Origin of the sequence: Nocardia wallacei (genome assembly GCF_029868745.1) — a bacterium.
GTDB classification, from domain to species: Bacteria; Actinomycetota; Actinomycetes; order Mycobacteriales; family Mycobacteriaceae; genus Nocardia; species Nocardia wallacei_B.
In genome coordinates this window covers 1-22,890 of sequence record NZ_JARWOP010000327.1, presented here as the reverse complement: position 1 = coordinate 22,890, position 22,890 = coordinate 1, and the positions used below count along the sequence as shown (strand labels likewise).

The window sequence follows — 22,890 nt, the reverse complement described above, 5'->3', positions numbered from 1 at the left end:
CGCCGACAGGAATCGACCGGAGATTACGGCACTATGCTTCCGCTGCGATCGCCGGAGCGATTCCTTCCGCCAGTCTCTTGGCTATATCACACGAGTGTTGGTTCCCGGATTTTTTGCGTGATGTCGGATTGTCGATGCTGATCTCGAGACTCCCCCCTTTCATCTCGACGTTTATCGCGCAATCCACGTGTGGATCCTGGCCGCCGACATACGATGTAATCGCCGGGCGCCCGGCGACGGTCAGCTCCTCAACGACGCTGAATTCCTTGTTGGCTCGCACCATGGCCAACGTAATATTCGTGGTGTCGATCGTGGCACCGTAGCCGTCGGATTGGATCCAACCGCACCCGCGCCATTTGATACCGCCGTTCCCATCCTTGCTGTCCACCTCCGGCTTGATCAACTGCTCCGACTGCAGCAAGGACTGTGGGATGCCCGTGCACGCGTCGAATCCCGAAGGCACATCCGCCGCGATGGTCGGCGTTGCCGAGGCCGACTGGTCCGCCGAGGCGCCATCGTCGGAATTGCATCCGGACAGGACAGCCGCCAAGCCCAACACCACGACCCCGCCCCGCGCTACTTTCCCCCAGCTCGCCATGTCGTCCTCTCATGCCGGTACCGTCCCGCTCGAGGCCGGACCGCCCCCGTCGAGCTCGAATAGACCGTACCGGCGAGGTCATAGGCGCGCAAAGGGTGCGCGCGGTCGGCGGTGTGGACGGTGTGAGTCCGGCCTACGCGGACACGAATCGGCGGCTGGCGGCAAGACTTGCCGCGTCGGGACGGATCGCGACCGCTCAGGCCGGATCCGTCACCCCATGGTCCGGCAGGCCGTCAGTAGCCAACGGCCGTCTTCCTTCGGTGGTCCAGATGGCATCGGGATGCCCCAAGATCATTCCGGACGGAGGTTCTGCCGTCGATCTATGACCGATCTCACAAATTCGATCAATCGTCCAGGGAATTTCCCTCGAAATTCCGGAAAATATGGGTGGGCGGTCGGAACGACCCTGCTGACATGGCACAATAGGGTCCATGACTGAGCTTGGAGTACGACTGGTGGCGCGTCGCCACGTCGACTACAAGCGTGTCTGCAGTGCCTGCTGTCTGCCGGATTGCCTCCGGTAGAGCGGCCTGTTCCCGACTCGGCGTCCCCTCTCGACGCCCGATTACCCGGCCGCCCGAATACCGAAGGCGTGAGCCAGCCCCTCCGCCTGCCGCAAGGCCTGATCCACCCCGCAGGAGCGACCCTATGACGTCGAGTACCGACGCCGGTCCCACCCCCGAATCCACCCGCTCCGAGCGTGAGCAGGAGATCGCGCGCGAGCGTGCCGCCGCGGCACGCGAGCGCCGCGCCCGCCCGCGCCCGGCGGCCGGTCCGCGCGAGCGCACCGGCAAGCCCGTCCGCCGCAAGTCCGAAGGACAGTGGGCGCTCGGCTACCGCGAACCACTCAACCCGAACGAGCAGAGCAAGAAGGACGACAACCCGCTCAACGTCCGCGCTCGCATCGAGAACATCTACGCCAAGAACGGTTTCGACTCCATCGACAAGGGCGACCTGCGCGGCCGCTTCCGCTGGTGGGGCCTCTACACCCAGCGTGAGCAGGGCTACGACGGCACCTGGACCGGCGACGAGAACATCGACCTGCTCGAGGCGAAGTACTTCATGATGCGGGTGCGCTGCGACGGCGGCGCGCTGAACGTCGAGCAGGTGCGCACCCTCGGCGGCATCTCCACCGAATTCGCCCGCGACACCGCCGACCTGTCCGATCGCGAGAACCTGCAGTACCACTGGATCGAGATCGAGAACGTGCCCGAGATCTGGCGGCGTCTCGACGCGGTCGGGCTGCAGACCACCGAGGCGTGCGGCGACTGCCCCCGCGTGGTGCTGGGCTCGCCGCTGGCCGGTGAGTCGCTGAACGAGGTGATCGACGCCTCGCCCGCGATCGAGGAGATCGTGCGTCGGTACATCGGCAAGAAGGAGTACTCGAACCTCCCCCGCAAGTTCAAGACCGCGATCTCGGGCCAGCAGGACGTGGTGCACGAGATCAACGACGTCGCGTTCATCGGCGTGGAGCATCCCGAGCACGGCCCCGGCCTGGACCTGTGGGTCGGCGGCGGGCTGTCGACCAATCCGATGCTGGCGCAGCGGGTCGGCGCGTGGGTGCCGCTGGACGAGGTGCCCGAGGTGTGGGAGGCCGTCGTCGCGCTGTTCCGCGATTACGGTTACCGCCGCCTGCGCACCAAGGCCCGGCTGAAGTTCCTGATCAAGGACTGGGGCATCGAGAAATTCCGCCAGGTGCTCGAGGACGAGTACCTGAAGCGGAAGCTGATCGACGGCCCCGCCCCCGAGCAGCCCACCCGCCCGATCGACCACGTCGGCGTGCAGAAATTGCGCAACGGGCTCAACGCGGTCGGGTTCTCCCCCATCGCCGGCCGCGTGACGGGCAGCATCCTCACCCAGGTCGCCGACGCGGTGGAGCGCATCGGCGCCGACCGCATCCGCTTCACCCCGTACCAGAAGCTGATCGTGCTCGATGTGCCCGACGACAAGATCGACCAGCTGATCGACGAGCTGGAACCGCTCGGCCTGCACGCCCGTCCGTCGATGTGGCGGCGAAACCTGCTGGCGTGCAGCGGCATCGAGTTCTGCAAGCTGTCGTTCGTGGAGACCCGCAAGCGCTCGCAGGTGCTCGCGCCCGAACTCGAGCAGCGGCTCGCCGACATCAACGCCCAGCTGGACGTGCCGATCACGATCAATATCAACGGCTGCCCCAATTCGTGCGGCCGCTCCCAGATCGCCGACATCGGATTCAAGGGCCAGCTGGTCGACGACGGCGACGGGAATCAGGTGGAGGGCTTCCAGGTTCATCTGGGTGGCAGCCTCGGGTTCGACAGCGCCTTCGGTCGCAAGCTGCGCCAGCACAAGGTGACCAGCCTGGAACTCGGCGACTACATCGAGCGTGTGGTGCGCAATTTCGTCAAGAACCGCAACGACGGTGAGCGGTTCGCGCAGTGGGCTGTCCGCGCCGACGACGCCGACCTTCGGTAACGGGAGATTTCAACTATGGCAACCACTTTGGAGAAGCTCTCCGAGCACGAACTGCGCAAGATCGCGGAAGACGGTGCGGCGCAGCTGGGTCCGGACGCCTCGGCGACCGAGCTGCTGCAATGGACCGACGAGACCTTCGGGCCCGGCTACATCGTCGCCTCGAACATGCAGGACGCGGTGCTGGTGCAGCTGGCCGCGCAGGTTCGCAGCGGTGTCTCGGTACTTTTCCTGGACACCGGCTATCACTTCGCCGAGACCATCGGGACGCGGGACGCGGTGGAGACGGTGTACGGCGTGAACATCGTGAACGTGCGGCCGGAACACACTGTGGCCGAACAGGATCGGCTGCTCGGCAAGGATCTGTTCGCGCGTGACGCGGCCGAGTGCTGCCGCCTGCGCAAAGTGGTACCGCTGCAGAAGTCGCTGTCGGGCTACAACGCCTGGGTGACCGGCATTCGCCGCGTGGAGGCGCCCACCCGCGCCAACGCACCCCTGATCTCCTTCGACGAGGGCTTCGGCCTGGTGAAGATCAACCCGATCGCCGCCTGGTCCGATGACGACATGGCCCGGTATATCGACGAGCACGGGATTCTCGTCAATCCCCTTGTGGAGGAAGGGTATCCATCCATCGGTTGCGCTCCGTGCACGCGGAAGCCGGAACCGGGATCCGATCCGCGAAGCGGCCGCTGGGCCGGCCTCGCCAAGACCGAATGCGGGTTGCACGCGTCATGACTACTGCCACCGACACACGATTCGACACCCTGGCCGCACTCGAGAGCGAGTCCATCCACATCTTCCGCGAGGTCGCGGGCGAGTTCGAGCGACCGGTGATCCTGTTCTCCGGCGGCAAGGACTCCACCGTGCTGCTGCACTTGGCGCTCAAGGCCTTCTGGCCCGCGCCGCTGCCCTTCGCGCTGCTGCACGTGGACACCGGGCACAACCTGCCGGAGGTGCTGGCGTTCCGCGACCACGTCGTCGAGAAGTACGGGTTGCGGCTGCATGTCGCCTCGGTCGAGCAGTACCTCGCCGACGGGCGGCTGGCCGAGCGGGCCGACGGCATCCGCAATCCGCTGCAGACCGTTCCGCTGCTGGACGCCATCGCCGAGAACCGGTTCGACGCGGTGTTCGGTGGCGGCCGCCGCGACGAGGAGCGTTCCCGTGCCAAGGAGCGGATCTTCTCGCTGCGCGACGCGTTCGGCCGCTGGGATCCCAAGCGGCAGCGGCCCGAGCTGTGGAACCTGTACAACGGCCGGCACGCGCCGGGCGAGCACGTGCGGGTGTTCCCGCTGAGCAACTGGACCGAACTCGACATCTGGCGTTACATCGCCCGCGAGGACATCGAGCTGGCGACCATCTACTACGCCCACGAGCGCCCGGTCTACCAGCGCGACGGCATGTGGATGACGCCCGGCTCGTGGGGCGGCCCGGCGGAGGGCGAGGAGCTGGTGGTGAAGTCGGTGCGCTACCGCACCGTCGGCGACGGATCCACCACGGGCGCAATACTTTCGACCGCCGCGACCAACGAGGACATCCTCGCCGAGGTCGCCGCGTCGAGGCTCACCGAGCGCGGCGCCACCCGGGGTGACGACCGGGTGTCGGAGGCCGCGATGGAAGACCGCAAGCGAGAGGGTTATTTCTGATGTCCGACCTGTTACGACTGGCCACCGCCGGCAGTGTCGACGACGGCAAGTCCACACTGGTCGGACGCCTGCTCTACGACACCAAATCCGTTCTGGCAGATCAGATCGACGCAGTGACCCGCGCGTCGGTCGACAAGGGCCTGGCCACGCCGGACCTGTCGCTGCTCGTCGACGGGTTGCGCGCCGAGCGTGAGCAGGGCATCACGATCGACGTGGCGTACCGCTACTTCGCCACTCCCCAGCGGACTTTCGTGCTGGCCGACACCCCGGGGCATGTGCAGTACACCCGCAACACGGTGTCCGGCGCGTCGACCGCGCAGCTGGTGATCCTGCTGGTCGACGCCCGCAAGGGCGTGATCGAGCAGACCCGCCGGCACGCCGCGGTGATGGCGCTGCTGGGCGTGCCGAAGCTCGTGCTCGCGGTGAACAAGATCGACCTGGTGGACGACGCCGCCGGCGTCTTCGACCGGATCGCGACCGAATTCAACCAGCTCACCACGAAACTCGGCTGGGCGCCGGAGGACGTGGTGGAGATCCCGGTGTCGGCGCTGCACGGGGACAATGTGGCCTCCCGCTCGGAGAGCACCCCGTTCTACGACGGCCCGTCGCTCATCGAGCATCTGGAGTCGGTGCCGGTCGACGCGGACAACTCCGGCAAACACCAAGTGGGACTGCGCTTCCCGGTGCAGTACGTGATTCGCCCGCGCACCGTCGAATACCCGGACTATCGCGGGTACGCCGGTCAGGTTGCGGCGGGTGTGGTGTCGAAGGGCGACGAGGTGGTGGTGCTGCCGTCGGGCATCCGCAGCACCGTGGAGCGCATCGACACCCCCGACGGCGAACTCGCGACCGCGCACCCCGGCCACAGTGTCACGCTGGTGCTCACCGACGACGTCGATGTGTCCCGCGGCGACACGATCGCCTCCGCCATCGACGCGCCCGAGCCGATCGACTCGTTCGACGCGACGGTCTGCTGGCTGGGCGACAAGCCGCTGCGTCCGGGCGCGCGCCTGCTGCTCAAGCACGGCACCCGCACTACCCAGGCGATCGTCGGCGCGCTGCTGGAGCGCTTCGACGAACAGAAGCTCGCCGCAGATCCCGACCCGGAGGTCCTGTCGCTCAACGACATCGGCCGCATCTCGGTGCGCGTCGCCGACCCCGTCGTTGCCGACGACTACCGCGTCAACCGGCACACCGGCAGCTTCCTGCTCATCGATCCGGCGGGCGGCAACACCCTCGCCGCAGGCCTGGTCGGCGACGTGCTGTCTGCGGTCGAGGTCGGCACGGAGACCGAGGTCTGAGGGTGAACTCCGCAGTGGGCCGGGAGGATTCGGCCTCACGGCAGTTCGGTCCCGAGGCACGGGCCGACCGGGCCGCTGAGGCGGGAAGTTCTCTCCGCGCCGACGCGGACGGCGTCGCGCGAGGTAGTGCGTGTGCCTTGGTGCGCCACGGCGCGGCGAGTCCGGCTCGTCGCCCGGGTAAGCCTGCGTTGATTGCGGTGGCGCATGGCAGTCGTGATCCGCGTTCGGCCGCAACGATGTTCGCACTGGTCGCCGACCTTGCGGCGCAGCGGCCGGATGTCGATGTTCGGCTGGCGTTTCTGGACCTGAGCACGCCGTCGGTGCAGCAGGTAGTGGATGCTGTTGCCGCGCAGGGATATACCGAGGCGGTGGTGGTTCCGCTGTTGCTGGGCAGCGCGTTCCATGCTCGCGTCGATCTGCCCGGTTTGCTGGCGGCCGCGCGAACTCGTCACCTGCGGCTGCGGCTGACCCAGGCCGACGTGCTCGGTGCGGATCACCGCCTGGTCACCGCCTTACGCGAGCGCGTCGTGGATGCGGGCGCCGATCCGGCGGACGGACGCGTCGGCGTCGCGATCGCCGCCGTGGGTTCTTCGTCGCCGGAGGCCAATCGGCGCACCGAGCGCCTCGGCGGCCTGCTCGCCACCGGCACCGCGTGGCGCACATCGGTCTGCTTCGCTACAACGAAACCTGCTCTGCCCGAGGCGATTTCGGACCTGCACGCGCAAGGTTGCGGCCGGGTCCTGGTGGCGCCCTGGTTCCTGGCCCCCGGCCTTCTCACCGATCGGCTGATCACCGCGGCTCCCGGCCTCGCCCACGCGGAGACCATCGGCCCCCATCCCCTCCTCACCGAGGTCGCCCTCGACCGGTACCTCAACGCCGCCACGTCACCACTCGACCTGTCGGCCTGACCCGGCCCCTTCCATTGTTTGTTCAGTTGCGAAACCAGCGCTCCAGGACGACGGCGACGCCGTCGTCCTGGACATCGGCGGTTACTTCGTCGGCCAGGGCGAGGATCGGCTCGACGGAGTTGCCCATGGCCACGGAATGGCCTGCCCAGGAGAGCATTTCGCGGTCGTTGTAGCCGTCTCCGATGGCGAGGGTGGCCGCGAGCGGGACGCCGAGTTCCTGTCGCAGCCGCTCCAGCGCCCAGCCTTTGGACACGCCTTGTTTGGAGGCCACCAGCCAGGGCTCGTTTTCGCCGTGCACCCAGCCGGCGCCTGGGAGGCTCTGCTCGGCCATCACCTTCACCATGTCCGCGAGTGAGCCGCCGGGCCACCAGCCGTTCAGGCGGGTGGTGGGCTCCAGGCTCAGGTCCCGATCCTCGACGAAGCGGAACTCGCCCAGCCGGAAACTCCCGGGGTAGTACCCGGTGGCCCACGTGCCCACCCCGACCTTCTCCACCGACAGCACCATGTCGGGGAACAGCTTGCGTAGCACCGCTACCGAGGGCTCCGGGTCGAAGGTATGCACGGATACCGGGTTCCAGTTCGAAATATCAACGTGCACAGCACCGTTCGAGCACAATGCCCGGCCCTCCGCTAACCCTAACTCCTCCAGCACCAAGCGGGTGGCCAGCAGGGTGCGGCCCGTAGTGATCACAACATGCGCGCCCGCCGCGACCGCGGCGCGCACCGCGTTCCGGACGCGGACGGTAATCGATCCTCCGGTGCTCAGCAGCGTGCCGTCGACGTCGAGGGCTATCAGCTGCGGAATCTCTGTCTCCACGTGCTTCATTGTCACCGATGATGCAAGTGCATATGCGCGTCCCGACGGGATCACTGCCGGTCGTTACGCTCCTGGAGCGGCAGGTACGGCGTGATCGCGTGAGCGAGGTTGCTCATCGTCAGCGACTGCAACCACACCCGGCCGGGACCGGTCAGCGCCGCGAGGAACAGGCCGTCGCCGCCGAACAGGATGTTGCGGATGCCGCGCAGGAGCGTGATGTCGAAATCGACCGTGGCGTCGAACATTCCGATATGCCCGGGATGTACCCGCAGCGTTTGGCCGGGTGCCAGGTCGTACTGGACGATCTCCCCCGACAGTTCCACCCACGCCTGGCCCTCGCCGCCGACGCGCTGCAAGGTGAAGCCCGCGCCGCCGAAGATCCCGGCGCCCAGGCGACGCTGAAAGCTGAGCGCCACACGCACATCGCCGGCGGCACAGAGGAATCCGTGTCGATGCACCAGATACTCCGCGCCCGGCTGCACCGGCACCGGCACGATTCGGCCGGGTAGCTTCGCCGCGAATGCCACCGTCCCCGGCTGCCCCTCCGCGGAGTACTCCGTCATGAACCAGCCCGCACCGGCGAACGAGCGTTTCACGGCACCGAATACGCCCCCGGGCATGACGCGCGACGAGGTACGCAGCCGCACCGACTCGCTCATCCAGGACAGCTGTCCCGCCTCGGCGACCACCCGATCGCCCGGATCCAGGGTGACCTCGAGGACCGGCATCACGGTCCCGATGATTCTCGTGTCCACACCTCCAGTGTCCGCGCGCTGTCGCCTCTGACAATAGATGACATATCAACTCAATGTCCGGTTTCCGCCAGCTCCGGCTCGGTCGCGTTGGTTGACTGGGCTCTGTCAGCGAAAGAAGAAGTACCGCAACAGGAGTGGAGACGATGAGCGAACGATTCGAGTCCAAGGTCGTGCTGGTGACGGGTGCCAGCTCCGGCGTCGGAGCCGCGGTGGCGCGCCGGGTGGCGGCCGAGGGCGCCGCGGTGGTGCTCGCGGCGCGCGGCAAGGAGTCCGGCGACCGGGTGGCCGAGGAGATCCGGGCGGCCGGTGGGCGCGCGGTGTTCGTGCCGACCGACGTCACCGTGGCCGACGAGGTGGCGCGGCTGACACAGACCGCGCTCGACGAATTCGGCAGGCTGGACGCGGCATTCAACAACGCGGGCGCGGTGCACGCATTCGGCCCGATCCAGGACATCGATGAGGCGGGCTGGCGCGCCGATCTCGAACTGAACCTCACCGCCGTGTATTACGGCCTGCGACACCAGGTTCCGGCGATCCTCGGCTCCGGCGGCGGCGCGATCCTGAACAACGCGTCCAACCTGGGCGTGGTCGGCATGGGTTCGATAGCACCGTACGTCGCGGCCAAGCACGGCGTGATCGGGCTGACCCGGGCCGTGGCGCTGGAGACCGCCCAGCAGGGCGTGCGAGTCAACGCCCTGATCTCCGGCGCGGTGGACACCCCCGCCTTCCGCTCCTCGATGGGCGCCACAGAAGAGGGCGCGGCCGCAGTAGCCTCCATGCACCCCGTCGGCCGAATCGCCCACCCCGACGAAATCGCCTCCCTCTGCGCCTACCTCCTCAGCGACGAATCCACCTTCGTCACCGGCGCCGCAGTAGCGATAGACGGCGGCTTCACAGCGCAATAATGCTGACCCCCATCAGTTCTGGCTCTCCGCATCGAGAATATTGCCTCGCGAGCTATGAGATGGGGTCTGTGACGGAAGTAGACCGAGGGGTGTGCGGGGAGTGCCTCGATCGCGGGACGCAAGCCAGGTGGGCGTCAGCGGCGGTGGGCGTCAGCGGCGGAAACCGCCGCCTCCGCTGCTGCTGTGGGAGCCGCCGGAGGAGCCTCGTGAGGTGGGGCCGTCTGGCTTGGAATTGCTTTTCGAGCCGTTGGAGGTTCTGCCGGGGACGCCGCCGGTGGATGAGTGGCCGGTGGACGTCGAACCGCCGCTCGCGGTTCCGGGGTTTGATGAATGGCCGCCCGCGGTTCCGCTGTTCGACGGACCTCCGCCGGATGAGGAGTTTCCACTCGAAGTTCCACCGCCGGAAGAGGTTCCGCTTCCTTGCGTGCCGCCTCCGGAGGCGGCACCGCTACGCTGGGACGAGTCGCCCTGCGCCCCATCGGTACTGCCGCCAGAGCCGGCTCCCGTACCGCCGCCCTGGCCAGTACCAGCTCCCACACCGCCCTGGCCCGCGCCGCCATCGACACCACCCGCCACGGAGCCATCCCCAGTTCCGCCCGAGCCGGCATCACCACCGACACCACCCGTGCCCACGCCACCTGACCCGACATCGCCTGGGTTCGTACCGCCGACACCACCTGACCCTGCACCGGAACCGACACCATCCGCGCCCGTACCGCCAATACCACCTGATCCGACATCGGAACCGACACCACCTGGGCCTGTGCCACCGACACCACCCGACCCGGCGCCTGCGCCGACACCACCTTGTTCCGTGCCAGCACTGCCGCCCGGGGTGCCTTGGCCTGTGCCGTTGCCAGGTGGGGCGGGGTTGGTGTTGGGACTGCCTTGGCCGGGGATGTTGGTTCCTGCACCGCCCGGAACCGCGCCCCCGGTGATGCCAGTGGGGTTGTTCGGCAGTCCGGCTCCGGGGGTCGTGGAATTGCCGGGATTGTCGGAAATCGGTGTGCCGGAGTTGGTTCCGGGAGAGCTGGCTGACGGGTTGGACGGGGAGCTTCCGGGGAGGTGGGTGGTGTCGGGGTTGGGTGATGGGGCGGTTGGCTTGGTGGGCAGGCTGATCGAGGGGATGGTGCTGCTGACCGGGCCGATTGTGGGAGCGGCGAACGGCAGAGGGTTGGTGAACCGTGCCGGGTCGGCGTAGGTGGTTCCCATCGGTCGGTCGGCCGGACCGCAATGGGTGCTCGGGCCGCGGCTGTGGGCGGACCTGGTGGTGGCCGCGGACGAGGCGGTGGACATCGACTGTGCCGCTGCACCTTTCAGGCGCAGGGCAGCGGTCGTCGAGAGCAGCCCGTCCGCACCCGCCGACAACGCGGAACCGAAACCGCTCTGCAGGCCGGAACCGAAACCGCCCGGAAGCGCGGAACCGTTGCCGTCCACACCGGCCGACCAAGTGACACCGGCACCCTCGAACGCGCGAATGTCGCCGAACTGGTTGCGGGCAGGCCCGGCCAGCGCGGGCGCGAATTCCAATGCGGGGCCGTCGGTTCCGAGCGGACCGCTGCCGAGCATGGAGGCCGCCGACATCGCCACCGCCGAAGCGACCGCGGCACTGGAGATTACGGCCGCGCCGCGGGCGTACCGGCCCAGATGTACTCCAGGGTCGGCCATCCGGGCGGCGGCGAGCGCCGCACCGATCGCCACGGTGTGGGCGGGATCCTGCGAAATCACCAGCGGCCGGCCGAGTTCGCTCAACACCCGGGCGACCTCCGGCGGCCGCGCCGCGCCGCCGACGAGCAGCACCCGATCGATGTCTCCCACGGTGAGCCCCGCCGCGTACACGCACTTGCGAACCAGCCGAAGCGAATTGCGCACGGTCCACGTGCGTAATCGGGTGGTGTCGTCCAGCGGCACCACCTTCGAGACCGGCGGCGGCGCCCCCGGCGCGAGGGCCCGCGCGTACCGCGCGAGTACGGTGCCCAGCGGGCGGCCACCGTACTCGTGCGAACGCATCGGCTTGCCGAGCACGCCACGCTTGTCGCGATCCCCCTCAGTCCGTACGACCGCGACATCGAGGGTGTTGCCACCCAGGTCGTAGACCAGCGTGAGCCCGTTCTCGGACACGCCGTACTCGGCATCGAGCCATTCCACCGCCGCGACCGCCTCCGGCATCAGGGTCACATCGGTGGCGCCCGCTCGCTCCAGCGCGTGCCGTAGCGGCGACAGCCGGCGGTCGCTGTACACGGCGGGATAGGTGGCAACCGGCCCGGCAGCCGGTTCGTCGACAGCGAGGAGACAGGCGATGACCGCTGCCACCAGATCGGCCTGTGTCCAGATCCGCCCGTTCAGGACGACCGGCTCCGTGTAGCGCGTGAGATCGGCGAAATCCGTTACCACCGGGGCGAATCGCGGGAGCGTGCCCATTCGCGCGCCGCCCGCGCTGTCGAAGGTGACGGCCGTGCGGCGCACGCGCACGGCCGGCTGGTCGCGATCACCGGCAGCCGCCCAGACAGAGTTCACTGTGCCGATGCTCATGCCGAAGCCAACTGTCATTGCCATCCCGTCAACGCACCGAGACCACGGCCTCACGTAGTCCAACCATGTGGTCGCGGTCGTTTACCAAACAGCGATCACAGGTTAGCTGGTGACCCTCTAATGCGAATACCGAACGGCCGGAAAAAGTTTCATACCCACCGGTCTATAGCGCATAAGCGCTGATAGACCAGTGCCCAAGGCGCAGAATGGAGTTCACATCCGCCCCCAGGGGCCAAATGAGGCACAAAACTGGCTACCTTTCAGTAATCGACCACACATACCGACCGGTGTGCTGCGATACACCTGAAATGATCACTCGCCGCCCGAATTCGAGCAGCCGAACCCCAATGGCTGAAAGATTGCCACCCCGTGCATCGAAGCGATTCCGACAGATCCACCATCACGTACGAACCGCCCGGTTCGCGCGAATTCGCGCCCTGCCAACCCGCCTCGCCGTGTCACGATCCGGCCCCACCCATTCGTCACAGTGCTGAAGTCACCGCGACACCCCGGACCGCGCTCCATTCGTCACAGTGCCGAAGCCGACACGCTCACACACAAAACCGCGCCCGATCCCCGCACAATGCGAGGCCCGGGCGCGGCAACAGTGAGATCAGGCGCGGGCGAGCACCTTACGCTTCCACCACGACCGACCGGCCGTAGCACCGCCCCGGATCGCGGCCGGGCGGCGAGCGGCGACCAAGCGATCGAACTCGCCCGCTCCGGACACCGGTTCCGGCAGGCGGCCGGAGTTGAAATCGTCCACCAGCTGCCCGATGGTCTCCTGCGCGCAGGACTTGTTGGTGCCGATGAAGCCGGTCGGCCCGCGCTTGATCCAGCCGGTCACGTAGGTCGACGGGAACACCGCACCACCCGCCGCGTCCAGGACCCGGCCCCGCTCGTTCGGGATCACATTGGCCCGCTCGTCGAACGGCAGGCCGGGCAGCGCCACACCGCGGTAGCCGACCGAGGTCAGTACCAGTCCGGCGTCGAGGGTTTCGAGCACACCGGTGCCGATCGCACGCACCGTGCCGTCGTCGGATGTGCGAAGTTCGTTGCGCTCCAGCTCGATTCCGGCCACACGATCGGCGCCGAGCACCGCCGTCGGCGACGACAGGTAGCGGAACACGATGCGCTTGCGGGCGCCCACCGGCCGATCGGCCACGCTACGCAGCAGACGCAGCTTCTGCTCCACCTTCTGCGGCATGCCCGGAACCGCCTCGGGCACTTCGCCTTCCACGACGATATCGACGTCGGAGCCGAGCAGCCCCACGAATTCCGGCACGGTGAACGCCGATTCGGCCGGACCACGCCGACCCACGATCACCACTTCCTCGATCTTGCTGTGCCGCAACGACTCCAGCGCGGCCGCAGACACGTCGGTGCCGGACAGCGTCTCGGGATCGACGGTGAGGATGCGGGCGACATCGAGCGCCACATTGCCGTTGCCGACGATCACCGCGCGCCGCTGGGACAGGTCGAACTCGCGGCCCGCGTGATCGGGATGTCCGTTGTACCAGGCCACGAACTCGGTGGCGGACACGTTGCCGGGCAGGCCCTCACCGGGCACCTCGAGCTTGCGGTCGGCCGAGGCGCCCACCGCGTACACCACCGCGTGGAAGTGCCGCAGCAACTCCTCGTGCGAGACATGCTCGCCCACAGCCACATTCAGGTACGAGCCGAAACCCGGTTGAGCGGAGATCACGTCGAACAACCGGCTCACCTGACGGGTGCGGGTGTGATCGGGCGCTACGCCGTGCCGAGCCAGACCGTAGGGCACCGGCAGCCGGTCGAACACCGTCACCGATACGTCGGTCTGGGTGAGCAATTCGTCGGCGGCGTACATCGCCGACGGGCCGGAGCCGACGATCGCGACCCGCAGCGGGCCGCGGCCGGACTCGACCGCGGCCGCCGGGATCGGCTTGGCCAGCACCGGCCGGGGCCGCGCCTGCCGGTAGAAATCGGCGTTGATCTCGATGAACGGCTTCTGCTCCTCGGTCAGCTTCTTCGACGAGGTGATCGCGTCCACCGGGCAGGCCGTGGCGCACGCGCCGCAGTCCACGCACGCCTGCGGGTCGACGTAGAGCATCTCCGCCGACAGGAAGTCCGGCTCGTCCGGCGTCGGGTGGATGCAGTTGACCGGGCAGGCGTATACGCAGGAAGCGTCGCTACAGCACGACTGCGTGACTACGTAGGGCATCGCCGGTCGCCGCTCAGCCGGCCCGGGAGCGCAGCGGCTCCGAACGGTACCGGGTGGTGTGGCCGTCGATGTGCAGCAGCTTCCACACCCGCTTGGCGATCGGGTTCATCAGCCCGATCTCCTTGGCCAGCGTGCGCACGTCGCCGAAGAAGTCGCTGAACTCCCGCTTGGCATCGTCGGTGCCGTAGAACAGCTCCTTGCGCACGTAGTCCGGGATGTCGAACTCGCGCCAGAACGACCGCGGCGGGGTGTAGATCGAGCGGCCCAGGATGAACATGACCACCGGCATCAGCAGCGACAGCGCGAACTTGTTGGCCGCCTTGGCCTCCGGCACATGCTGCTTGAGGAACTCGTGCGCGAACGAGATGTGCCGCGCCTCCTCCGCCACGTGGATGGACATCACGCCGCGCATGATCGGGTGCACTTCCTCGCCCGAGCGCAGGATCGCCTTCTGGATGTGGTCGATCGGCTCCTCACCGGCGAGCACGGCCATGAAGAACAGGTTCGGGAACTTCGCGGCCACCGGCGCGCCGATGTACTTGAACTTGCTGACCAGCGGCCCCATGCCGGGCACGTCCAGGCCGATGCGGTTCACCATCTCCTGGAACATCAGGGTGTGGTTGTGCTCCTCGATCATCTCGTGGGAGCAGTAGCGGAACTCCGGCGAGCCGTTGGGCAGGCCGAAGTTGTGCGTCACCATGCCGCTGATCAGGATCGACTCGAACTGCAGGCCGACCTTGGCCACATTGGCCTGGCGGTACTTGCCGATGGCGATCTTCCGCTCCAGCGGCAGCGCCTGGTACCAGGGATGGCGGCCGAGTGCGTCACCGGACACCGGCAGCACCCAGCGCTCCTCGCCGGCGTCGGCGGCGAAGTCGGGGTTGTCCCAGTCGATGTCCTCGAACGGGTCGAAATGCTTGTTGACCGAGCCCTCGGACAGCAGCATCAGCTTCTGCGCATACTCCTGAGCCTGGGCGACCACGGGGTCGACGTCGGGCGTCGCGGCAACAGACATTGTCGTCACAGCCTCTCCATCTCGCTTACTAACTGTGTCCCATAGTTACACCAACACCCGAGATGGTCAATAGCGACATGACACCGAAACGAATTCGAGTGCACATCTGTACACCGAAGAACCCCCGGCATCGCGCCACAGCGCAGGCCAGGGCTGCATAAGCGCACCCCTACCGTGCAGTACCGTGTCTCGGATCACGTTCACCGAGTACCGCGCATGACGCGGGTTCACACGGTACTGATCATGAAAAAGTCACCGATACAGGTGCACCAGGCACGAATCGGCGGTCACCGCGCCGACGGTGGCCTCGTCGCCGGCGACGGCCGTCGCCGCGAACAGCGCGCCCGTGGCCACCAAGGAGGCGGTGATCGCGGCCCGGCTCAGCCGCCGACCGAGCAGGCGGCCGGCACCGGCCCGCTCGGCGTCGGCCTGGCCCGTGCCCCACCAGCTCCGGCGTACCCGGACCGGGCCGAACTCCTCCTCCGCGGCGCGCCGGGCGAGGATCGCCGCGCCCTCGGCGACCGTGCGCTCCGGGTCGGGCGCCACGATCACGGGGCGGGCCAGGGCGGACGCGAGCACCCCGGCCACCTCGGGCGGACGGGCGGCGCCACCGATGACCAGGACGCGGTCGACGTCGGCCATGGTGACATCGGCGACGCGCAGGCACTGATAGACGACCTCGAGGGATTTGCGCACGTGCGCCGTGCGGCGTTCGGTGATCACCGTGTCCGTGTCGGCGTCCGGGTTCTCCGCGGAACGCCAATCCGAGCGGGCCATCTGAGCGCCGAACGCGCGGCCGCCGAACTTGGTGGAGCGCAACGACTCTCCGACCACCGGATTGCCGGGACTGCCCGCGCCGACCCGGACCAGCGTGACTCGCAATCCCGAACCGCCCAGGTCGTAGACCAGCGCCAGGCCCGGCATCAAGGGCCCGCAGGCATCCTCCAGCCAGGCCGCCGCGGCCACCGGTTCGGCGGCCAGCACGGCTTGCTGAAGGCCGACAGCGTCGAGCGCCGCTCGCAACTCCTCCACCCGCTGCGGCGGATAGCCGACGGGATGGGTGACGGTGATGCCGTCTTCGGGCGCCGGCTCGGCGCCGAGCACATCCACCAGCACGCTCGAGGCGACCGTCGCTACCAGGTCGGCGGGTGACAACGCGCGGTGGCCGACCCGCGCGGACGGGGCCGTGCGCTGGGTCAGATCGGCGAAATCGGTGATGGCGCGGCCGTGTTTGGGGATGCGGCCGACCCGCGCGGTGCCGGTGCTGTCGAAGGTGAGCGTGGTGCGCCACGTGGCCGGCTGCCCGCCCGACCGGCGACCTCCGCCCCTGCCGCCGATCCCGCCCTCGACGGCGCACACGGTATTGACCGTGCCGATACTGACTCCGAGCCCAACACGCATCAACGTCCCACCTCGATCGACTAACCGCAACCGAACCGTGATCCGAACGAGATACAGGCAACCACGGTGCTGAGAGATTGCCAACTACCGGACAAGTGGTTGTCCGCCCGAGCGCCGGTTACGCGGCATCTCGCCGGGTTATCCGATACACCGACCTCCACCTGGGTAAAAGTTGATCTTCAAGAGCCCATGGAGCCAGCCCCCAGCGGACAAGCAGATGCGAAAAGCGGTTTGCTGACAAAGAACTCGCCGCTGAACCGGGCAGTTGGATCCGCGTGATAGCGAACCCTGTTGCCACACAACGCCTCCGGTCCGGCGACTCACTCCGCGAGGATGTCGCCGACCATGGCCGCGGCCTGTTCCTCCCATTGCGCGTAGGCCGTCGGGAACGCCGAGGCCTGGGTGGCCTGCGCCGACTGCCACAGCGGCAGTTCGCGGTAGTCCGGGACCCGGGCGGTGAGGGCGTCGAGGAAGGCGCCGGCGGCGTACGCCGGATCGGTCAACTGTTCCGGCGCACCCCAGCCGGTCGACGGGCGCTGCTGGAAGAGTCCCAGCGAGTCGTAGTCGACGGGCACGGTCAGGTTCTCCAACAGCGATTCCTGCAGCGCGGTGGCCAGCGCGATCACGGCCGCGTAGACCGGCAGCGCGCGCTCGCGGGCCGCCGCAACGACGACCCGCGCGTTGTCCCACTGATGCGGGTCCGGCTGGAATCGCTGCTGATATCCGACGGTTTCGCGCGGGAGCAGTTCCTCCGGCGCGGGATCGACGTAGGCGTCGCGCGGCGGCCGGGGCAACGGGATCGGGTCGGCGTACATCCGGACGAGTTCCGGTGCGACCACGCGCGGCCGGTCGTGTGCCGCGGCATTGTTTCCGGCGCAGAGCGCAAGCACAATACACACGGCCACGGCGACCAGCGATATTCGGGGAATTGGCATGGAAGAAGGCTTTTCTGTGCAGCCGACGCTCCCCACCCGTTTCCGTGCTCGCAATGTCGACATACGGCAGCGACGGCGGTGACAGGGACTACCCGGCGGCAATTTCCACCGGGCGAGAATTATGCGATCGCGCGTCTGCGCGACCCGACGAGCGCACGTTCCGAAGGACAGCGGAATTACTCGTTTCGCATGAGTGGTATTCGACCACATTCAAGCGAATGCGAACGCCATTTCCTCACGGTGTGTCGCGGCGCGGCACACCGTGGTCCCGTGATTTCAGCATGATCGAAACGTGATCAGGCAGATCGCGCAATAGCAGGCATCATCGCGCCGACAGGTCAGGAATTCGGGTGGCCCGTGCGTACACCGTTTCGCCGTCGGTCAGCCGCAACGCCTCGGCGTCACCGCGGGTGACCTGCGCGGTGAACAGATCGCCGGTGGCCGCGTTGCGCAATTCCAATCGCACTTCGAAGCCCAGCCGGACGATGCGCTCCACGGTGGCACGGGTGACGCCGGCCGATTCGGCGGTGCCCTCGTGCTCGGCCAGCGCCATGCCGGGGTCGCGCCCGATCCGAATATCGTGCGGCCGCACCAGATGCCCGTTCAATTTCGCCACGGCGCCCAGGAACGACATGACGAAATCGTTGGCCGGGCGGTCGTAGACGTCTTCGGGGCTGCCGACCTGTTCGATGCGACCGGCATTCATCACCGCGATCCGGTCGGCCACATCCAGGGCCTCCTCCTGGTCGTGGGTGACCAGCACGGTGGTGACGTGCACTTCCTCGTGCAGGCGGCGCAGCCATTTGCGCAGATCCTGACGGACCTTGGCGTCCAGCGCGCCGAACGGCTCGTCCAGCAGCAGCACCTGCGGATCCACGGCCAGCGCCCGGGCCAGGGCCATGCGCTGGCGCTGGCCACCGGACAATTGGGCCGGATAGCGGTGCTGGAAGCCGTCGAGACCGACGATGCCGAGCAATTCGTCGACCCGCTTGCCGATCTCGCTCTTGGGCCGCTTGCGAATCTTCAGACCGAATGCCACATTGTCACGCACGGTCATGTGCTTGAACGCCGCGTAATGCTGGAAGACGAATCCGATATCCCGCTTCTGCGGCCGTACCCGGGTGACGTCGCGCCCGGCGATGGTCACCACACCGGAATCCAGCGACTCCAATCCGGCGATCGACCGCAACAGCGTCGACTTACCCGAACCGGACGGCCCGAGCAGCGCGGTCAGCTCGCCCGAGGGAATCTCGATGCTGACGTCGTCGAGGGCGGCGAAGGTGCCATAGGACTTCTTGGCATTGGTGACAGTAATCATTTTCCTGCCTCCGGCATGGTGATCATTTCGCAGTGCCCCGCTTACGTTCCAGAACGGTCATGAGAAGAAGAGTGACGAGTGCCATGCCCATCAGCAGGGTTGCCGCACAGTAGGCACCGAAGATATTGCGGTCGTTCATGTATCGCGCGTTGACCAGCAGGGTCAGGGTCTGCCCGCCGCCGGGCAGGCCGGTGGCGACCATGATCACCGCGCCGAATTCGCCCAGCGCCCGGGCCACCGTGAGGACGATGCCGTAGGTCAGGCCCCAGCGGATCGCCGGCAGCGTGATCCGCCAGAACGTCTGCCAGCGCGAGGCGCCCAGCGTCGTCGCGGCCTGCTCCTGATCGTCGCCGATCTCGTGCAGCACCGGCTCCACCTCACGCACCACATAGGGCAGCGTGACGAAGACGGTGGCGATCACCATGCCCGGCAGTCCGAAGATGACCCGGAAGCCCAGGCTCTCCACGCCGCCGAACCAGCCGCTCGCGCCCCACAGCATGATCAGCGAGACACCGACGACCACCGGCGACACCGCGAACGGCAGATCCACCACGCCCTGGACCAGGGTGCGGCCCGGGAAGTTCCCGCGTACCAGCGCGATCGCGGTCACGATGCCGAAGATGACGTTCAGCGGCACCACGATCAGCACGATGACCATCGAGATGTTGAACGCCGAGATGGCCGCCGGGGTGGAGATCCAGTCGATGAACTGGCCGATGCCGTTCTCGAAGCTGCGCCAGAGGATGAGCAACAGCGGCAGCACGAGCAGGGCCAGCAGATACAGCAGCGCCACGGTGCGCAGCGACAAGCGGGTGAGGACAGACAGTTTCATCGCGTCGCCTGCTCCTTGCGTGCGCTGCGGTCCGAGAACAGCCGCAGCACCAACAATGTCACGAACGAGATCACCAGCAGCGCCACCGACACCGCCGCCGCGTTCACCGGACGGTCGACCTCGATCTGCTGCTGGATGTACTGCGAGGCGACCTGGGTCTTGCCGGGAATGTTGCCGCCGATCAGCACCACCGACCCGAACTCGCCGATGGCACGGGCGAAGGCCAGCCCGCCACCGGAGATGATGGCGGGCACCAGCGTCGGCAGCACGATGCGGCGGAAGGTGGTCCAGTTGTCGGCGCCCAGCGAGATCGCGGCCTGCTCCACCTCCGCGTCGGCCTCGATCAGCACCGGCTGCACCGAGCGCACCACGAACGGCAGCGTCACGAACGCCAGCGCCACCACCAGGCCGGGTTGCGTCGCGTTGAGATGCACGTCGATCGGGCTCTGCGGACCGTACAGCGACAGCATCACGATGCTGGCCACGATGGTCGGCAGCGCGAAAGGCAGGTCGATCAGCGCGTTCACCACGGACTTACCGGGGAAGTCGTCGCGCACCAGCACCCACGCCACCAGCGTGCCCATCACGACATTGACCAGCGCCACGACCACCGACACCAGGACGGTGACGCGCAGCGCGTCGAGGGCGGCCGGAGCGGTCACCGCGTCCCAGAATCCGGACCAGCCGTTGTCGAAGGAATGAAAGGTCAGCGCGGCCAGCGGCAGCAGCACGATCACGCTCAGCCAGAGCACGGCCGTGGCGATGCTCAGCGGTCCGACCGAGCCGGTCACCCGCAGCCACGATCGGAGGCCGCCCTTGTTTCTCGGCGGCGCGGGAGACCCGGCGCCGACACTGATGTCGCTCACTATTTGGTCGCCTTGTCATAGATGGCCGCGATACTGCCGGAGCCGGGCGCGAACAGCTCCTTGTCGACCTGTTTCCAACCGCCCAGATCCGCGATGGTCCACAATTGCTGCGGCTGCGGGAAGTCCTTGTTGAATTCCTCCGCCACCTCGGGGTCGACCGGCCGGAAACCGGCCTGCGCCCAGGCGCGCTGCCCCGCCGGGGTGTACTGGAAGTCCTTGAACGCCACGGCCTTCTCGAGATTGCGGCTGGTCTTCAGCACCGCGATCGGATTCTCGATCTTGAAGGTGACCGGAGGCACGGAGTACTCGATCGAGTCGCCCTGGCGCTGCGAGAAGATCGCCTCGTTCTCGTAGCTGAGCAGTACGTCGCCGGTGCCCTGCAGGAAGGTCTCGGTGGCCTCGCGGCCGGATTTCGGCTGCACCTTCACGTGCTCGGAGGTGACCAGTTTGCTCAGGTAGTCGAGGCCGCCCTGCGGGTTCTTACCGCCGTCGCTCTTCGCGGCGTACGGGGCGAGCAGGTTCCATTTGGCCGATCCGGAGCTGAACGGATTCGGCGTGACCACCTCGACGCCCGGCTTCAACAGGTCGTCCCAGGTCTTGATGTTCTTCGGATTGCCCTTGCGCACCACGATCGCGACCACCGAACCGAACGGGATGCCCTTGTGGGCGTCGGCGTTCCAGTTCTGGTCGACCAGGCCCGCGTCCACCAGCCGGGTGATGTCGGGCTCGACGGAGAAGTTCACCACGTCGGCCTGCGCGCCGTCCTTGACCTTGCGGGACTGATCGCCCGACGCGCCGTAGGACTGCTGCACCTGCACTCCCGACCCGGCCGAGGTCTTGTTGAACGTCGGGATGACCTTGTCGAATCCCGGCTTCGGGGTCGCGTAGGCGTACAGGGTGAGCGTGCCGCCCTTGCCTCCGCCCGCGCTGGTGCCGGGAATATCGCTGGCGCCGCCGCTGCACGCACTGAGCACGGCCGCCGCCAGCACGATCAACGCGACGACCGGCGCCACCTTGATCGGGACCCACGGGCTGCGAGACATCGGATGTGAACCCTTCCTGTGCCCGCCGGTACCGGTCACGGCCCCGACGGTGAAACTCCGACTTTTGCCGCTACGCTTTGCCGCACATAGGGATTCGGCAATGGCGCGGCCGACCCGAGGGGCCGCCACGACGGAAACGCTCTGAAAGGTGCGTCGGCAAGTCTAAGGGAGCCGACCCAGCGCGAGCGTCACCGCGCGCGCTCAGCGACAGTGAATGTCCGCGACCACGAGGCAGCCGACTGCGATCAACGCCAACTCATGGCGGACCTGCGGCAAAACACTCGATGACACGGGGGAACTGTAGCAGAGCAGAATGACTGCCCGCTAATCAATCGAAAACGAACCGGAGGAACCAAATGACCAGTCCGGACCGTATCCGACGCAGCTTTCCGGAACGGCGAGCCATCGAAGAAACCCCTGATCCGCACGGTGCGCGACCTCGGACGCGATGTCGGCGCCGCGGCGAGCACCGTGGGTCAGGAAGTGGGTGAACAGATGTCGAACAATACGAAAATGGTTGGGGCTGTACGGGACTCGGCGTCAGCCGGTCACTCGTCCTCGACCTCGGGCGGGCTCTCGAGCAGGTCGAGGATCCACTCCTCGGTGGCCGACTCCTCGCCGTCCTCGTTGGTCTCCTCGACCCGCAGCTGGTTGTGCAGCCGCACGCCCAAGCCGAGCACCTGAGCGGCCCGCACCATCTCCACGGCCTCCTCCGGAGACGCGTAGTGGGTGGCGAGAACGCGCGGTCCCTCGTCGAGCTCGTCGGAGTCCAGCAACTGCGCGATCTCCGCGAATTCCTCATCGGTTGACATGCCGTGCACAGTACCTCAGCGGGTCAGCAGCCAGGCGACGATCAGTAGCAGCAGGAGTGCGACCAGGGCTAATTGCACGCGAGAACGGGGCATTAGGCGGCCTCCTCGTGCATGGGGGGGCGGTGTCGGCTGCTGTCGGCGGTTGCGGAGCGGTCTCGGCCCAGCAACCGTAGAACGACGCGGAGGGTGCGGTCGAGGAGGAAGGCTATGGCGAAGCTGGCGGGGAGGGCTCCGATCATTACGACCAGGAATTGGGGGAGGAAGGGGAGGCCTGCTACCCAGAGTTCGAAACCGTCCCACCAGCCTGCTATGCGATGCACGGGGTTCAGCGTAGTGGGTGGGGTGGTTGGGTTGGGTGGGGATGGCTGCTGTGTTTTTGGCCTTCGCTTCGCTCCGGCGGGTTTTCGGCGCCCTTGGTCTCGGGGTTTTTGGGGGGGGGGGGGGGGGGGGGGGGGGGGGCCCCCGCCCCGCCCCCAACCCCCCCCCCACGGGGGGGAAACACCCCCCCCCGCGGGGCCGGGCCGAAAAAAAAAACCCCAACCCCCCCCCCCCCCCCCCCCCCCC

Annotated in this window: 22 protein-coding genes; 7 read left to right on the top strand and 15 right to left on the bottom strand. The window is 67.5% G+C overall.

Annotated elements, in window-relative coordinates; translation table 11 throughout:
* Positions 1–31 precede the first annotated feature (31 nt).
* A complete protein-coding gene (locus QH470_RS30725; protein ID WP_280275866.1) occupies positions 32–550 on the bottom strand; it encodes a DUF3558 domain-containing protein in 519 nt (172 codons plus the stop codon).
* 479 nt (positions 551–1,029) lie between these two features.
* On the opposite strand from QH470_RS30725, the gene QH470_RS38355 reads away from it, so the two are divergent.
* The 6 genes from QH470_RS38355 to QH470_RS30700 all read left to right on the top strand — a co-directional run bounded on the left by QH470_RS38355 (position 1,030) and on the right by QH470_RS30700 (position 6,895).
* Complete coding sequence (locus QH470_RS38355; protein WP_425302815.1) at positions 1,030–1,122, top strand: Ms4527A family Cys-rich leader peptide; 93 nt, start codon at positions 1,030–1,032, stop codon at positions 1,120–1,122.
* Positions 1,123–1,246: 124 nt separating this feature from the next.
* The gene (locus tag QH470_RS30720; protein WP_280275865.1) at positions 1,247–3,046 is read left to right on the top strand and encodes a nitrite/sulfite reductase; all 1,800 of its coding nucleotides are present in this window, start codon (positions 1,247–1,249) and stop codon (positions 3,044–3,046) included.
* A 15-nt stretch (positions 3,047–3,061) separates the two neighbouring features.
* Positions 3,062–3,778 (top strand): phosphoadenylyl-sulfate reductase, encoded by a 717-nt coding sequence (locus QH470_RS30715; protein WP_280275864.1) that lies wholly within the window; start codon positions 3,062–3,064, stop codon positions 3,776–3,778.
* Positions 3,757–4,686 (top strand): sulfate adenylyltransferase subunit CysD, encoded by a 930-nt coding sequence (gene cysD / locus QH470_RS30710; RefSeq protein WP_400181861.1) that lies wholly within the window; start codon positions 3,757–3,759, stop codon positions 4,684–4,686. The genes QH470_RS30715 and cysD overlap by 22 nt, the downstream gene beginning before the upstream one ends.
* Positions 4,686–5,987 carry a sulfate adenylyltransferase subunit 1 gene (locus tag QH470_RS30705; protein ID WP_280275862.1) on the top strand — a complete coding sequence of 434 codons (1,302 nt, stop codon included), beginning with the start codon at positions 4,686–4,688 and terminating at the stop codon, positions 5,985–5,987. The genes cysD and QH470_RS30705 overlap by 1 nt, the downstream gene beginning before the upstream one ends.
* Positions 5,988–6,127: 140 nt before the next feature.
* On the top strand, positions 6,128–6,895 hold the full coding sequence (locus tag QH470_RS30700) for a sirohydrochlorin chelatase (RefSeq protein WP_280275877.1): 768 nt from the start codon (positions 6,128–6,130) through the stop codon (positions 6,893–6,895).
* A 22-nt stretch (positions 6,896–6,917) separates the two neighbouring features.
* Here the strand turns inward: QH470_RS30700 and QH470_RS30695 are convergent, their stop codons facing one another.
* Both QH470_RS30695 and QH470_RS30690 read right to left on the bottom strand, forming a co-directional pair.
* A complete protein-coding gene (locus QH470_RS30695; protein ID WP_280275861.1) occupies positions 6,918–7,712 on the bottom strand; it encodes an HAD family hydrolase in 795 nt (264 codons plus the stop codon).
* A gap of 50 nt (positions 7,713–7,762) precedes the next feature.
* Positions 7,763–8,467, bottom strand: coding sequence for a TIGR00266 family protein (locus QH470_RS30690; protein ID WP_280275860.1), 705 nt, complete (start codon positions 8,465–8,467; stop codon positions 7,763–7,765).
* Positions 8,468–8,610: 143 nt separating this feature from the next.
* On the opposite strand from QH470_RS30690, the gene QH470_RS30685 reads away from it, so the two are divergent.
* Positions 8,611–9,372: an SDR family NAD(P)-dependent oxidoreductase gene (locus QH470_RS30685; protein ID WP_280275859.1), complete on the top strand. Its 762-nt coding sequence runs from the start codon at positions 8,611–8,613 to the stop codon at positions 9,370–9,372.
* Positions 9,373–9,522: 150 nt separating this feature from the next.
* Here QH470_RS30685 and QH470_RS30680 read toward each other — a convergent pair whose 3' ends face one another.
* The 12 genes from QH470_RS30680 to QH470_RS30630 form a co-directional block, all read right to left on the bottom strand.
* Positions 9,523–11,904 (bottom strand): Hsp70 family protein, encoded by a 2,382-nt coding sequence (locus QH470_RS30680; RefSeq protein ID WP_280275858.1) that lies wholly within the window; start codon positions 11,902–11,904, stop codon positions 9,523–9,525.
* A gap of 613 nt (positions 11,905–12,517) precedes the next feature.
* On the bottom strand, positions 12,518–14,104 hold the full coding sequence (locus tag QH470_RS30675; RefSeq protein WP_280275857.1) for an FAD-dependent oxidoreductase: 1,587 nt from the start codon (positions 14,102–14,104) through the stop codon (positions 12,518–12,520).
* 13 nt (positions 14,105–14,117) lie between these two features.
* Complete coding sequence (locus QH470_RS30670; protein WP_280275876.1) at positions 14,118–15,119, bottom strand: AurF N-oxygenase family protein; 1,002 nt, start codon at positions 15,117–15,119, stop codon at positions 14,118–14,120.
* A 252-nt stretch (positions 15,120–15,371) separates the two neighbouring features.
* Positions 15,372–16,520: an Hsp70 family protein gene (locus QH470_RS30665; protein ID WP_280275856.1), complete on the bottom strand. Its 1,149-nt coding sequence runs from the start codon at positions 16,518–16,520 to the stop codon at positions 15,372–15,374.
* A gap of 320 nt (positions 16,521–16,840) precedes the next feature.
* On the bottom strand, positions 16,841–17,455 hold the full coding sequence (locus tag QH470_RS30660) for a hypothetical protein (RefSeq protein WP_280275855.1): 615 nt from the start codon (positions 17,453–17,455) through the stop codon (positions 16,841–16,843).
* Positions 17,456–17,777: 322 nt separating this feature from the next.
* A complete protein-coding gene (locus tag QH470_RS30655) occupies positions 17,778–18,773 on the bottom strand; it encodes a sulfate/molybdate ABC transporter ATP-binding protein (protein ID WP_280275854.1) in 996 nt (331 codons plus the stop codon).
* Between the two features lie 22 nt (positions 18,774–18,795).
* Complete coding sequence (gene cysW, locus QH470_RS30650) at positions 18,796–19,605, bottom strand: sulfate ABC transporter permease subunit CysW (RefSeq protein ID WP_280275853.1); 810 nt, start codon at positions 19,603–19,605, stop codon at positions 18,796–18,798.
* Positions 19,602–20,402, bottom strand: coding sequence for a sulfate ABC transporter permease subunit CysT (cysT, locus tag QH470_RS30645; RefSeq protein WP_280275875.1), 801 nt, complete (start codon positions 20,400–20,402; stop codon positions 19,602–19,604). Before cysT ends, cysW begins: the two co-directional genes overlap by 4 nt.
* Before the next feature lie 68 nt (positions 20,403–20,470).
* A complete protein-coding gene (locus tag QH470_RS30640) occupies positions 20,471–21,514 on the bottom strand; it encodes a sulfate ABC transporter substrate-binding protein (protein ID WP_280275852.1) in 1,044 nt (347 codons plus the stop codon).
* A gap of 201 nt (positions 21,515–21,715) precedes the next feature.
* Positions 21,716–21,805 carry an Ms4533A family Cys-rich leader peptide gene (locus tag QH470_RS38150; RefSeq protein ID WP_324194030.1) on the bottom strand — a complete coding sequence of 30 codons (90 nt, stop codon included), beginning with the start codon at positions 21,803–21,805 and terminating at the stop codon, positions 21,716–21,718.
* 257 nt (positions 21,806–22,062) lie between these two features.
* The gene (locus QH470_RS30635; RefSeq protein ID WP_280275851.1) at positions 22,063–22,326 is read right to left on the bottom strand and encodes a hypothetical protein; all 264 of its coding nucleotides are present in this window, start codon (positions 22,324–22,326) and stop codon (positions 22,063–22,065) included.
* 92 nt (positions 22,327–22,418) lie between these two features.
* Positions 22,419–22,646 (bottom strand): hypothetical protein, encoded by a 228-nt coding sequence (locus QH470_RS30630; RefSeq protein ID WP_280275850.1) that lies wholly within the window; start codon positions 22,644–22,646, stop codon positions 22,419–22,421.
* Positions 22,647–22,890 lie beyond the last annotated feature (244 nt).